The 13,430-nt window shown below is 62.7% G+C and carries 7 protein-coding genes; 3 read left to right on the top strand and 4 right to left on the bottom strand.

The genetic code is table 11. From position 1 onward, the window contains the following. Positions 1-39: 39 nt before the first annotated feature. The 4 genes from DFR72_RS24690 to DFR72_RS24675 all read right to left on the bottom strand — a co-directional run bounded on the left by DFR72_RS24690 (position 40) and on the right by DFR72_RS24675 (position 7,050). Positions 40-840, bottom strand: coding sequence for a hypothetical protein (locus tag DFR72_RS24690; RefSeq protein ID WP_090066850.1), 801 nt, complete (start codon positions 838-840; stop codon positions 40-42). A 294-nt stretch (positions 841-1,134) separates the two neighbouring features. Beyond that, positions 1,135-1,371, bottom strand: coding sequence for a hypothetical protein (locus tag DFR72_RS24685; RefSeq protein ID WP_114773754.1), 237 nt, complete (start codon positions 1,369-1,371; stop codon positions 1,135-1,137). 384 nt (positions 1,372-1,755) lie between these two features. After that, positions 1,756-3,072 (bottom strand): AlbA family DNA-binding domain-containing protein, encoded by a 1,317-nt coding sequence (locus DFR72_RS24680; protein ID WP_090066849.1) that lies wholly within the window; start codon positions 3,070-3,072, stop codon positions 1,756-1,758. Between the two features lie 369 nt (positions 3,073-3,441). Next, the gene (locus tag DFR72_RS24675; protein WP_143086754.1) at positions 3,442-7,050 is read right to left on the bottom strand and encodes an NACHT domain-containing protein; all 3,609 of its coding nucleotides are present in this window, start codon (positions 7,048-7,050) and stop codon (positions 3,442-3,444) included. A 655-nt stretch (positions 7,051-7,705) separates the two neighbouring features. Between DFR72_RS24675 and DFR72_RS24660 the strand changes: the two genes are divergently transcribed. From DFR72_RS24660 to DFR72_RS24650, 3 genes are read left to right on the top strand one after another with little or no spacing between them, the layout of a single operon-like run. Then, positions 7,706-8,239 carry a hypothetical protein gene (locus tag DFR72_RS24660; protein WP_211335519.1) on the top strand — a complete coding sequence of 178 codons (534 nt, stop codon included), beginning with the start codon at positions 7,706-7,708 and terminating at the stop codon, positions 8,237-8,239. Beyond that, positions 8,236-10,407, top strand: coding sequence for an ATP-binding protein (locus tag DFR72_RS24655; RefSeq protein WP_170176382.1), 2,172 nt, complete (start codon positions 8,236-8,238; stop codon positions 10,405-10,407). Before DFR72_RS24660 ends, DFR72_RS24655 begins: the two co-directional genes overlap by 4 nt. A gap of 35 nt (positions 10,408-10,442) precedes the next feature. After that, positions 10,443-12,566: an ATP-binding protein gene (locus tag DFR72_RS24650; RefSeq protein ID WP_090066845.1), complete on the top strand. Its 2,124-nt coding sequence runs from the start codon at positions 10,443-10,445 to the stop codon at positions 12,564-12,566. The last annotated feature ends 864 nt before the right edge of the window (positions 12,567-13,430 follow it).

Below are 13,430 nucleotides of genomic sequence, written 5' to 3'. Positions count from 1 at the left end.
CTCTCGCGGGGAAGTGCGCTTGATGCAGGAAAGATCGGGTCACACGTCGTTGGCGTTACGACGCACGACCTTCAGAGTCGAGCCGAAGAGCTGACGGGTCTCGTCGAGCTGCGTGCGGGCCCGTTCAGCCGCTGCCTCGCGGTGCGCGAGGTCGGCCTGCCAGTGAACGTCCAGTTCGGCAGCGGCCGCTGTGGCGACCACGTCCGGGCGAAGTGCGTCGAACGACGCGGCGGCGCCAGGAATATTCGCGGCGAACTGCCATAGGAGCCTCAAGGTCGGCAAGCTGGGGGTGGACAGCCTGCTGACGTGCTCGGACAGCCGGATCGCGGAAGTCAGGAAGTCGACCCGTGCACTCAGTGGGCCGACAACACGGCGAACCAAAGGCCACGTCGACACCGCGACAAGGCCTCGGGCCGACACCAGACGGTCAGCGGTGAGCGCGGCACTCAGGTAGTACGGCCGTGCGTGCGGCGAAGACCGGTAGGACCGTTCCTCGTCCCGACGCAGACTGGTCAGTTGCGTACTGGTCAGCACGCCCCCGAACAACGCCGAGTGCACCGCGACGATCAATCGCGGCGCCGATGGAACGGTCAGCACGGTCAAAGCCTGATGCACCTGCTCCCTGATGGGAACCAATGCGCCGCCAGCACCTGGCGACACCACGGGCTGCGGCACCGACGGAGCCGCAGCAGCGAGCGCCTCGTCCCAGTCGTCCTCGGCTTCACGCAACTCGGCCCGCAAGCGGCGAGCACCCAGCGCGTCTGCCGCGAGGACCGCTCGCCGAACCTCTACACGCAGGCTCTCGATTCGCGCTTCGAGGTCTTCGAGCTTGTCCGGCATACCTACGACGCTACCATATCTGCCAGTAATCTCCCGCAATCACCCAACTAATAGCGGTCTCCTCGGAGTTGATGCAGGTCACGGCATTGATCACACAACGTCGTTGGTGGCAATGTCGAGCTGCAGAGACAGCAGCTATGGGCTGCCACACGCTGACTGGTTGACCCGAACGACATGGGGATCACATCGAGCGGTCCTGGCATCGGCGGGTGGACCGAGTTGAGAGCGCCCTCCACAGTGCGCTCGCCTGTTCAGGACAGGTTGATCGCGCCGGTGGCGTCACAGATCTCGCTGTCACCGGTCCGGTGACAGCGACCTGGTCGATCTATCTGAGGCGAACCCCTGGCCGCCGAGCTTGATCTCGACGGCCGGGGACACGGGACGATCGAGTCCTCGGCGGGGCGCCCTGCGCTCAGCAGCCGCAGCGGTGAGCAGGAACGCGATATGCGTCCGATGTCCAAGCTGGACGTCGATCCACCCGCAGGCCCGGTCCTCCAGGTGTGCGAACGCGGTGACGTTGTCGGCGTTCACGTCGGGCAGCGCGTGCGACGGTGTCCTGGCATTTCACGCAGTCCTCGATGTGGTCGATCACCGACACGAGGTCAAGCCCATCGAGGTGGCTCAGGACGTGGGCGATTAGCAGTTCGGTTCGCCGTCGATGCACGAAGTCGCGCACGGCTGCATCCCCATCTCCTCCATCGCCAGCCGCAGCACCTTCAGAACCGACACTGCCACCTCCGTAGACGTCAGGCGGGCAGCAGGACCGAGTCGCTGAGGTAGACGGCGGCGCTAGCGGAGCACGCCACCTCGAATCACGTCGGCGTCGTCGACCTTCAGCGCGTCCTTCGAGACGGACACCTTAACGGCACCAGCCTGGACGGTCCGCTGAACCGCTCCAGCGCGCGGGACTCGCACTCAGATTGTTTCAGGAACTGACATTTCAGGATCGACCAGAGCGCGGGCGTACTTGCGATGCATGCCGAGCGAGCGGAGGAGTCGGCCGACGAGCCGCTCAGTAACCGCGGCTGGTCGACTCAGCAGCTCGGCGTAGGACGCGGTGGTCGCCTGCCGGTAGTCGGCTGCGTCGTAGAGGGGCGAAGGGTTGCCGGTGATGACATGGTCATAGACCGGAATTCTCTGTATGCCGGTCGCACCAGCAGCGAACACCCAGGTACCCAGATAGCCGGCGTGTTCCGCCGCCGCGGCGGTGACGGCGACGAACTGGCGCGCGTAAGTGATCACCGCGGACGGAAGGAGAACCTGTTGGACTGCCGGGGCATCGGCGAACGGCTCGGATCGGCTGTCGCTGAGTCGTCCCATGAAGACGCGCAGGCCGCCGTCTTCGTCGACCTCGAGCTCGACGATCTTCTCGTCAGACGGCCCACCGGTCGCTGTGGGAGAGCGGTCACTGTTGAGCCTGGAACTCAACGCGACTCCGGTAGAGCGCAACGCGAAATCACTGGCATAACTGAGGGAAGGACTGAAGCCCCCAACGTTCGCTGCCTGCAAGGCTTTCGACACCTCTGGCGCGTCGGCCAGGCGGACCAACTCGAGCAGTCGCCTCCGTGACTCGTCGCCGTGAACGAGGTCCAGGAGCATGCCTGGCCTTCCAGCGGTGGGCTCGGCCAGCAGGAAGAGATGCGCCTGTTTCCGGACATCGGCAGGCACTGGATCTCGTTCGAACTGGTGCTGGAGTTTCGCGATCCCGTGTCCCTCGGTCACCCGGCGCTGTTCGTGCAAGCGCCGCACCTCAGGATCGGACAGGTACTGCTTGGTCTTGTCCCCGCGCCCCAGGTACCGGTGCTCGACCATGTGCGGAGCAGTCCCGCTGGGCGGCACGTGGACGATCAAGTAGCCGAGGGAAGGATCTCTGCTCGACGGGATAGAGCGGCAGAGAACTGGTAGCGGCGGATCAGGAACACTGCGAGCGATCTGCTCGATCCGTTCGGCCAGGCCGGCGAGCGGCTGCGGGCTGAGCTCGAAGGTCTGTTTCTGTTTGTCCTCACCGATCCCGATGATGTACGTCCCACCGTCCACGGCGAACGAGGCGAGGTCACGGGCCAACTCCTTGTTCGCACCCTTGCCCGCCGATATCTCCCGCTTGAGGTCGAGGTAGTGCGACTCCTCCAGCAGCCCTTGCAGGACAGCAGCGTCGAGGTCGGCCTCGGCTCGAGGTGCCCACCGTGGTTCTTGCGGCGACAGGTAGACCGACTGCGATTGGCTTTCGATCACGTTGACTCCTACGCGTCGTGTTCCTTGCCGTGTGCATTGTTCCTTGCCATACCATGATGAATGGCGCACAGATGACGTGCCCTACCGGAAGGGTTCCAGTCGTTGTGACTAACTGGCAGCGGTGATGGTGTCGTGCTCAGAGCGCAATTCGTACTCGATTGGGGTGAGGTAGCCGAGGGCCGAGTGCCGTCGACAGCAGTCTGCTTCTGCTCTCTACCGGCCCGGACAAGCGCGACGGCACGCGCTCGGAACTCGGCGGGGTACGCACAGTGCACAGCCTCTCGAACAGACCGCCAGTTAGCCACCAACTCTGGAACCCATCCAGTAGGGCAGGTCAAAAGTGTCACCAATCCGTGCAGCAGACACCCGCTACGGTCTCAGGTGCTCGCTGTCGACGGGTGAGACCTGCTCAAGCGTTCGTTGGGCAAGGAGCTCACGGGCGATCTCGGCTGGATCGGGACCAACGACTCGACATCTTGCACATGCCGTCTCCGGTGGGGCGTTGACCAACCTGCAATTCATGCACGTCCATCCTGGTTGCGCCTGGCCCGCCGCAACAGCGAGGATTTCAACGATGTTGATCGGAGTAAGCGAGTTCACTCGCCGAATTGCAGCTTTCCGCACATGACCGTCAGGGTCATTGAGCAGTGCCAGGAGGCCCTCGTCGTTTGGTCCACACTTCGTCATTCTCGCCGCAACGGCGCGAAGGACCGGATCCTGATCACCAAGCCAGATCCGGGGCTCAGGCCCGTCCACGAGCGTGGACAACGCCGAGGCGGCCCATTGCTGGTTCTTCGGTCGTGCAGCAAGACTTGGCAACAGCCTGCGGAGCTGTGGCGTCGCAATGTCGGCTACAGGTGCTCCTGCTAGAGATCGAGCTGCGAACCAAGCCTGCCCCGGCCCGTGTCGGAACATCGCCAGCAGGATCTCCACTGCAGCTTCCTTATCCGGCACAGAGGTCCAGTCTGGTTCACGAGGCTCGGTTTGCCCGTCGAACAGTGCGTAGTACGCGTCTGTGTCTCCACGGCAGTCCATCCGGTCACGAACCAATTGCGCTTGTGCTGCAAGCACTTCGATGCTCATGCCGTACAACAGGACGGTCAAGTCGACAAGACCATCGAGAAACTCGTCCGGTTCGCCCAGGAGCCCCATCGCCGGAAAAGCGTTGAGGTCAAACAGATTCAGAAGAGTCGACAACTCCTTGAGGCGTACGGATTGCGAGTAAGACAGCACGGCCTGTCGACGCCTGGCCAGCAGGGTGAGCAGCTGCGTCTCGCGCGCAACATCAAAGTCCGAAAACAGATTCGGCAATCGTGAATCCTGCAGACTGCGGCGCTGCTCGTCTTCGATCTCGTCGACCAACTCATCGAATCCTCGGTCACGCAGGATCTCAACGAGCCGGTCTTGAAGGCGCTGGGATCCGTTCCTGGCACATCTAGCAGCCTTGGGCGCTGCGGCAGGCGCCTTCCCGACGAGAGCAGTCGCAACAGCAATCTGAGTGTCCACTAGAAACTGGTCAGCTGTGGTCAAGTTGTAGAGGGCGACTGCCGTTCCAGGCTGTTCGGCATTCCGGGCAGGTAGTCGGGGGACGTCGAGCACCGCAAGCAACTCGCCTGCGGACCGAGTGAGCGTCTCGTCAGACGCGAACAGCAGATCGAGTCCTACCTTGGCGACCATGGCATGGACAGTGCCGTGCTTGGCTGCGGCTTCTTCGGCGTCAAGACGCAGATCAGGCGGCAATCCCAATCTGATCAACATCGACCAGCAAGCCCAACCTTCAGCTGTTCCGATGGCGACATGGCGGATCAACGCTTCGCACAACGATTTGGTCGTTGCTTCGGCGAACACCGCGCCGTCCTCGACAGCTCGCACCGCGGCCTCGGCGACGACTCGGTCGCCGAGATGGCTCACCAACAGGTGGTCGAGAGCGGCTGCGACCGAGGTGTTCAACCCGGCTCCCAGCACAAGTGGCTCAAGTTGTTCCCCCGTCAGCCGTCGCTCTACCCACTCCTCGATCTGTGCTTCATGTGCACTGATCCACAAAGCGTCGCCGATCTCTGCGAGCAATGCGAGCCGAGGAACCACGGTCTGATCTGTTCCAGAAAGGACGAAGATCCCACTCTCGTCAAGAAAATGTACTGCCTCAAGAGCAGCCGTCCTCGCATGCCCTGGCGGCAGTCCCCACTGATTCGCGAGCTCGGTCGCGATCCGATCGACAGCGGCACGGAGGGAGATCTTGCCACTGTTGTCCAGAATCGCTTTTGCCTCAGCCGCGAAAGCGTGCATCGCAGCTGTCTCCATCGAACTGCCGCTGAGCGGTCCGAGTGACTTTTCGTCAGATCGTTTCAGCTCGCGCCGTGCCACGACGCTCTCCACAACGGCTGCCAAGATCCCCGCCCGGCGCGCGGGCAGAGCCGGGATAGATCGCTCAGCCGCGAGTATTGCCAGCAAAACCGGAACCAGCGGTGTCTCGTGCAGACCGCGCCCCTTGGCCAAGGCCTTGTTGACCCAGCCGACGCGTTCGACAACCCACTCTTCATCGGTGGCACCGCTCGATCCACTCAACACTGCCCGCACCGTGCGGTTCGTGTCGCGAGGCGGTAGCACTCGCAACGTCAGCCACCCCAGCGTTTCGGCGTGTCCGTAAGCCACATCGCGCGTGGCCAGCAGGACGTCCACGTCCGGCGAGATGTCAGCGAGCATCGCTTCGATCTCACCCACGACCCCAGCACGATCGTCGTAGGTCTCGTCCAGGGCATCCAGCAGGAGAGCGATGCCACCACCATGGTGCAGCCGCCGCTCAATTTCGCCGGCCAGAACGATGCGGTCTTCGCTTCTCTCGTGGCGGATCGCGATGTCGATCATCCGGTCGCGAAAGGTTCTCGTGCCAGGAAGTGCGTTGATGTCACGCAGGGACGCCAGCACAGGCAGCGGAGCACCAGGAAGCGAGCACAGATCCGCTGCCAACCGTTTGATTGCGGTGGACTTTCCGCCGCCAGGAAGGCCAGTGAGCACCGTCCGTCCTCGGGACAAGAACGCCCAGAGCAGCTCGTGGCTTTCTCGGTCGCTACGGCTGCCGGTGTTGACCTTGACGTTGCAGTCGGCCTCGATGAGGGACAGCGGCGGAATTTGTGCTCCAAGACTTCGGAGATCGATGTGCTCACCCTGGTAGACGAGGCGCGCGCGGTACCGATCGAGAGCCTGGTGGTTGACCTCGAGTTCTGCCGCCGGCGATGCGCCATCGGAGCCGAAGACGACCCCTTCGCCTACCAGCGCCTTGTGCCAACCGGCCAAGTCACGCCCGCCCCGTAGGCGAGCAGTAACTCCGCAAACCTTGAGCAATGACTCCCAAGCGCGCCTCGCGTCCACAGGAGCACCGCTCTTGATCACACTCTTCAGCAGCTGCATCGCATGCTGAGCGCCGTACTGGTCGATCTCCTCAACAGGCAGTTCCCAAACCACAGCGCACCTGAGCACACGCTGACGCTGAGGTTCACTCAGATCGGCGAGCAACTCTGCGACATGTTCGAGAATTGCCGCCTCGTCGTCGGTGGGAGGCCCTGGGTCCGTCAATCGCCCACGATCGAGGGCGCTCCGCAGATGTCTCAACGACCCCGAAACGGAGCCGGCGACCACAACCAATCTGTCTCTGTCTGGATCTAGATCTCGCTGACCCGCCTGTACCCACTGCTGCACCACCTTTGTGAGCACTGAGCCTTTGCGCAGTGTGCGCTTTGCTTGGATCTGAGCGATCCACCCCGAAGTGAACTCAACGCGAAGATCATCAACTGCGTCCTCGGTTTCAAGGCTCACGGCACGCACGTGAGCGTGCGCCACTGGCACGCAGACTCCGAGCAGCGGCGAACCTGCCAACCCATGGGCGACGGCGTATGCGGCGACGGCTCTCCGATATTCGACGCCGGCGTCGCCACTTGCGCCAGCGACGCTGCCTTTACCCGCGCGGGCGTTCCCGATCACCTCGATACAATACGCAGGGTCGGTTCGCACGTGGAGGTGCGACGCGACACCGACTGCACGTGGTTTGCGAACAAGAATCCAGCTGCGATGTCGTCTACCAAAATGACGCTTCAGCACCACACGATCGGTCCAGACAGACCGCGGAGTGTCCCCCATGCGGCGCAAACACCGCGGCTGAGGCCTCGGCGATGAGCTCCAGCGACTCCTCCCTGAGCGCCAGGTTCGTCCCGGCTGTTGCAGACCGGGGCGAACCCGCCAGGACTCAAACCGACAACACGACGAGTTCCGCCGTCACGCAACGGTCACGACCGTAGACCGTCAACTAGCCGTAACGAGTGGCCGCATTGGTCCGATGTGTTTGACGACCTGGCTATCCGTCGCGCAGGTGGTGAGCCAGGCCGCTTGCGAGCGACCTGGTGACGTGTATGACGTCACTCGAAATTTCACCCTTTCGAGTGATTGCGCTTTGGGGGTTGCGACGTTGAACGAGATACGTACCGCTCCGGGGCCCAGCAGCAATAGCCGACCGGCGGCTACGCGGACCCAGCACGCGATTCGGCTGCTGGCTCTGCTGGATGGATGCGGTGTCCAGACCATAGATGGTGACCCAGCGGGAACTGTGAAGTCCGTTCGTAGCGAGTTGCGGCTCCAGGCGATGGACTTCTGGCTGCGGAACCCGGACTACCTCGCCGATGAGCTGTTGACGATGGTGCAGGTGGGCACGGCTGATCCGAGCCATTTGATCACGGCGCGCTCGCTCTTGGACGATCCGGAACCCGACCTCCGCTGGTACCCGATGCCGCGGTGGTTCTTCGGCGCATACGAGCAGCTGGATGACGCGTTCTCGCTGCTGGAGACGTATGGCCTAGCCACACTGCGTCGCCTCGGCCAACCAGGGAAGAAGAGCAAGCGAAACCAGTTCTATCTGACAACGGCCGGAGCCGCCGCCGTTGCCGACCTTGCGAAGGATCCGACCTTGGGGTGGTACGCCCAGCAGGTCAAGCTGGTGGCGTTGGTCGCAGGAGACGATGGTGGTCAGGCGTTGAAAGACCGCCAGTACCTGCAGGCCACCTACGCGGGTACCGAGCTCGGAGTAGACATCGCACCTATCGCTCCGCGAGTGCGCGAGCGGCTGGACGCAATGAGCACCGCAGTTGTCGAGAAGGTCGGCAAGGAGGTCGAGGCGTGAGCGTCCTGGGCAAGGAGATTGCCGGTGTCCTGGCCAAGCGACGAGCAGGCGGCCCGGTTGTTCTCAGCGTCGACGAAGTCGACGAGATCCTGAGCAGGCTCGGCATTCCGCTCCTCGGAACGAAAGCTGTTCCAGTACCTCTGCGTGCGATCCGGATACGCTTCCGCGGCACAAAGTGGCTCAACCCGAATCACCCTGAGGCGCAAGGACAGCCACTGGTCGAGGTGGCTGATCTTCCTGAGTGGGTAAGGCCAGGTGTGGACCAACGCTTTCCTGCTGACGATGCAGCGGAAGCTCTTGCGACACCGGATTCCAACGAAGTCGCCGGCCCAAAAGCACGGGTGCCGTTCCAGTTCGAGTGGTCACCGCGACCAGGAGTCAACGGGATCGGCTCAGGACGGAACCTCCGCGGCAAGTCGACTCTCCTCAACGTCCTCATGTGGTCCTTGACCGGTCGTTGTCCGAAGTTCCAGAACGACGTGCGCAGCTGGATCGAGCACGTCGAAGTCGACTGGAAGATGGGAGCCGAGCACCTCCGCGTGGAGTTCGACGCGGTGAACGGGACAGCCACGGGTCAGGTGGTGAGCGTGAAGACGGTTGACTCCACCACTAGGACCACCGTCCTCGGGCGGTTTGACGGCAACGACTTCGAGGGCGTCATGGGCACGCTGATGATGGCTCGTTTGCGATTGGAGAACATTCCGGTCTGGACCGACACCGCGGCGCGAGTGCATGCGTGGCCTGCGTACTCGAGCTCCTTCGTCGTCCGTGCGAACCAGCTCGATCCGATCGTCGGTAACGAGCAGACGATCGGCGTTCGGATGATGCAGATGTTCATCGGTACGGACTGGGCGCCCGTACAGGCCGCTGCGATGACGGCAAGGCGAGGGATGGCTGCAGTGCAGGCTGCCGCGCAGCAAAAAGCCCAAGCGGCGGGCGAAGCGGTCGAGGTCAGTCGGCGGGCGGCGGAGAATTCCGTACGAGATATCCAGACCAAGATCGAAAAACTGCCTGGCGACGCACCAGACGTTCAGGCCATGCTGGACGACGCGATCCGTGCCTCGGACATTTCGCGGAAGTTGCATCGGCTCGAGGCGGCATGGATCGCACAGACTTCGCTGGCTGAGACTGCACGTCAGCAGCTGAAGGCCGTCAAGGCCCAGGTTCACGCCAAGTACGAGGACGCGCTCGCGACCAGGTTCTTCCACCACATGCGTCCGTCTGTCTGTCCGCGCTGTGCTGCCCAGGTCACCCCAGAGCGACAAGCAGCAGAACCGGACAAGCACGAGTGTTCGGTGTGCTCCAGCGAACTGAACCTTGAAGCACTGAGATCTGATGTCATTGTTGCCGCCTCGGTGCCTCACGATGGAGCAGCGGCCTTCGCCGTAGGTCTCCCTGAGCAAGAAGGCTCCGATCACGAAGCCCATCTGGACGACGTCAACGCGGCGGAGCGCGCGTCCGCCGCCGCCGACGACGCGGTGTCAGCGCTGGAAACCGAGATCGCCAAGTTGACCGGGCACCGCAACGAAGCTGTCTCCCGGCTCGACACTGGAGACGAACTGCTTGCGGCTGCCAAGAATCGTCGTGCTCTCGAACTCGAACTGGCGCGGGCTGAAGGCGCTTTGGCGGCACTCACCCAGCCGGCCGACCCTGCAAGGGTCGACCCGACCGACCCTGTGCAACTCGCCGTCGCAGAAGCAGCCGAGCAAGTGCTCAAGAAGTGGGTGAAGGACGCCCAAGACCCGATGTTGCGCCTCATCTCCGCAGACATCGAACACCTGACTCGGAGTTTCGGTGCCGAGAACCTCAGCGACTTCTACCTCAGCGGAGCAGCCAACTTGGCGCTCCGGGAGAACGGAGTCAAGCAGACCTACTCCGGCCTGACCGAAGGAGAGAAGCTCCGGGTCAAGATCGCAGCCGCCATCGCACTCATCAAGCACGGCTACGTGGGCGGGGTAGGTCGCCACCCCGGCCTCCTCGTACTCGACTCGCCGTCCGCAGAAGAGATGCCGGAGGAGGACCTCGCCACGATGGTCAAGGCGCTGCAGGATGTTGCGGCCGAAGCCGAGATGCAGATCTTTGTGGCCACCCGGAACGCCGCACCACTCGTTGAGCTGCTTCCTGAGGCCAATCGGGTTGTCGCGGAGGGCAATTCCTACGTGTGGTGAGAGGCTGCACAGTAGCTGCCGCCGAAAGGAGCGCCATGAGCAGCGGAACCGCCACTGATCTGGAAGGACAGCTGACGGCCATCCTGACGGCCGGCAGCGGACAACCATCCATTGAGGACGCCTTTGCGGCACTCGGTGGCTGGGAACGCTTGGCCCGCGACGCCGCCGCTCTGGCAGACAGTCCGGTTCTTCCGCCGTTGGTTCACCTGGTCACCACAGAAGCTGCCGACTCCGACCGCAGGACCGACAGCTACGCCGAAGCCATGCGCGGCGTGTCCTCCGCAGTCACCTCCACCACAAGTCCGGCCATCCTCATCGACAGCTTGGAAACGCTGATCACCAGCGGGCCCGCGCTGAACGAAGTCGGAGATCTCTTGGCCGCGGCACTGGAAGCAACCGTCCAAGACTTCCTCGGCTCGGCGGAGCCAGACAATCGTTTCGCACTACGAGCGGCGGGCGCGCTCGAGGCCCGCGCTCGGTTGGCACTGTGCGAGATCGGGTCACCATTTGCGCTGCTCGCACTTCTCGAGCGCTTCGATGCTCCTCTACCCAAACCCCTCGGCACCGCCGTCGTCCGAGCGGTCGGCGTAGCGGTTGACCGCTGGCCGTTTGCCACCGGCCTCATAACTGTCGTGCGTCGCCTAGCGGGCATCGACCCACCTCCACTGGCCAGCCGTGTCCGCGCAGACGCCGATCCCGAGGATGTTGCCTCTGATGCTTCGTGGGTGCTCGCAGGGATCGAACTGGTCAGCGCACTCCGCGCTGCGAATCTCCCTGCAATGCAAAGCAAGCTGGAATCCTCGGCGAAGTACCTGAGGCTCGCACAGGACACCTACGAACGCGAAGATGCCAGCGTCCTGCTTGCCGTCGTCGACATCCTCTGCGCACTTCTCGGCGACTCCGTGCCGCGGCCTAGGGTGGAGGCTCTATCGACGCCCCGGCTTGAGCCGCAAGCGCTGGCCGACCTAGCCGAGCGGGTACGCCGGATCAACGTGACGTCCATGGGCTTGAACCACTGGTACGGAGAGCCGAAGCGCGCGGCGCTGCTTGCTTGGAGCCGTCTGGCCGACGATCTGGGAAGCCTCCGCGAAGAGTTCAAGCGGGACAGCTTCTACAAGGCGGAAGTAGTTGTCGACAACCTGCTTCAGATCTACCTGGGTTCACGCTCCACAGCCGTGGTGTCTCATGCAGAAGACATGGACGGCCTGCTCCGCCTCGTACAGCCAGTCATCGAGTCGGGCTTTGCTCGAACCGCCGGCCTTCTGAGCAACCTCGAGGACCACACTCTCGCCTTGGAGCAGGAAGCCGTCTCCGCGACAGGCGACCGAGAACACGAGGTGACCGAGAAGTTGGCAGTCGCCCGAGCTGTTCTCCGCGCTGCCAGGTCACAAGCGTTGGCGGGTGCGGAACCGGGAAAAGCCGATAGCGGCACGGCGCCTGCGCCGCTGCCGCAGCCACTCAGGCAGCTTGTCCCGCCCGGATCTGCGGCCGCGATCGGACTCACCGTCCTCCCGCCTGAGGCTCTCGCTGAACTAGCCGAAGCGATCAGCAATGCCACCATCGGCAAGCACAGTCTCAATCTGATCGAGGACGGCGTGTACGCCTCCATCCAAAACCAGCTCGAATCCAGTCCCGATTACGCGGGAGAGCCGAAGGAGGCGGTAAACGATATTCTTCGACTCATCATCCAGTTCGCGAGCTCGCGGCTCAACGGCCAGTCCGACCTGTTCCCGTACTTGTTCGACCCCAAGTCCGTCGAGAAGCACATTCACCAGGATCTCCTGAGCTTCCTAAGGTCAAGTCACCTCGGGGCAATCACAGAGTTCGAGGTACAGCACGTCGGCGGCGGCCGAATCGACCTTCGCCTCAAGTTCAGTGGCTTCGGCATCTACATCGAAATGAAAACAGACTCGACAAAGAAGCCGCTCAGCGACAAGCAGGCCTACCTGAAACAGGCAGTCACTTATCAGGTCTCCGATATTCGCATCGGGTTCCTAATATCGCTTCGCCACAAGGCATTTGACCTCACCGGCGCACCGCCTCACCTGAGCGCACTGGTAGGCCACACGGTGTTTGACGTGCCCGGCGATCCGATCGCGAGGCACGTCGTCACCGTGGGCCTACCCGGAAGTCGAACCAAACCTTCAGAGATGAGATAGGTCGGCCCGGACTACATCCTCCAGCAACAAATCGCCCTACAAGTCTTGGACGCAAAATGGGCTTTTGCGACACGAGATTCTGTACTCGACAGACCAATGAACGCACCACCGCGAGCGGCGCCAGAGTGAGACCGGTAGTAAATCCGGTAGCTGAGACACCCAAGGATCAGTGAGACAATAGGCACCCAATGAAACGTCAAGCGAACGTTCGAGCAGGTCAGGATAGATGAACTGAGACCAGCGCGACGGACTGACACTCGACAGGATCCGTTCACACCGAAGAGGTCACTGGTTCGATCCCAGTATCGCCCACAGTGTGTTTCACCAGTTCAGACGGCCTGTCGATGGAGTCCATCGACAGGCCGTCTGCGTTGCGTAGGGCGGAACTGCCCTGCCAACCTCAGGTCTGCAGACTGCGAACCCGCAGGTCAGCGACTTGTCACCCATCCAGCCTGTGATCTATTCGCCACTACCGAAGAGGTCACTAGGCTTGCTCTCGGGCATCGTCCTTACACCCGAAGCCTCTGACCTGCGCAGATCGAAGGTCTCTCCGTGCCCCTCGCTCCCTACTCTCGGAGCCTCGGTAGTAAAAGTGGTAGCAGAATCGCCTCGTTGCACGTCACATCAGCCCTGTCGACGTGGGCTTCCGAAGCAGACCAATCACTGCCTTGGCGGCGTCGATGTCAAGGCCGTGAACGTGTACAGAGTAGGCCAACATGACCTGAGTCGAGCGCGTTCCTGAGGCCTGCACTGGGCTACTTGCCGTCACGATCACGGATGAGAAACCTGACTCGTGCAAGACTGTCGGCGTCCTTGGGGTCCATTAGGAGATTTTGGACGGCCTGTGTCACTCAAGCATGCGTT

It is taken from the genome of Lentzea flaviverrucosa, from assembly GCF_003350445.1.
Classification (GTDB): Bacteria; Actinomycetota; Actinomycetes; order Mycobacteriales; family Pseudonocardiaceae; genus Lentzea; species Lentzea californiensis.
Note: the sequence above shows the minus strand (reverse complement) of the source record. Positions and strands in the feature narration are given on the sequence as shown.